The organism is Candidatus Nitrosopumilus salarius BD31 (assembly GCF_000242875.2).
GTDB classification, from domain to species: domain Archaea; phylum Thermoproteota; class Nitrososphaeria; order Nitrososphaerales; family Nitrosopumilaceae; genus Nitrosopumilus; species Nitrosopumilus salarius.
In genome coordinates, this window is sequence record NZ_AEXL02000033.1 from 1 (window position 1) to 501 (window position 501).

The following is a 501-nucleotide window of genomic DNA, read 5'->3' on the forward strand; positions in this document are numbered from 1 at the left end:
GTATTCTATTAGTTTTTGAGATTCCATGATTTTCCCATCTATGCCAATTGGAATACCTTGTTGGAATTGTATCTCCAAGTATGTTGGTTTGTCTGGTAGGTTTTTTGTTTTAACCCAAATGAACGCATCATCAGGTGGTTCATTGTATGGGTCTTCTAGTACACCGCCTTCAATTGCACGTCCCCACAAGTTTTGATCAATACTGAATCTCTTTGCAACGGCATCGATTTCTATTCCATGTTTTTTTGCAAATTTTAATTCAGTTTCTCTGTCTAAATTTTTATCTCTAATTGGAGCTATGATTGGAAGATCAGAACCAGAACGTAATGTGATATCAAAACGTACTTGATCATTTCCTTTACCGGAACAACCATGTGCAAGCGATGTGACTTTTTCTTTTTTTGCAATCTCTAATACTTTTTCTGCGATAAGTGGTCTTGCAAGAGCTGTTGCAAGACAATATTTTTTTTTAGATTAAAGTGCATTGGCTTTAATTGATGG

2 pseudogenes are annotated in these 501 nt (G+C 35.5%); both read right to left on the minus strand.

Annotation, left to right across the window (positions count from 1 at the left end):
- Positions 1-234: pseudogene (locus tag BD31_RS11110) on the minus strand (argininosuccinate synthase); the annotation flags it as partial.
- 6 nt (positions 235-240) lie between these two features.
- Positions 241-456 (minus strand): annotated as a pseudogene (locus BD31_RS11115) (argininosuccinate synthase domain-containing protein); the annotation flags it as partial.
- Positions 457-501: the final 45 nt, after the last annotated feature.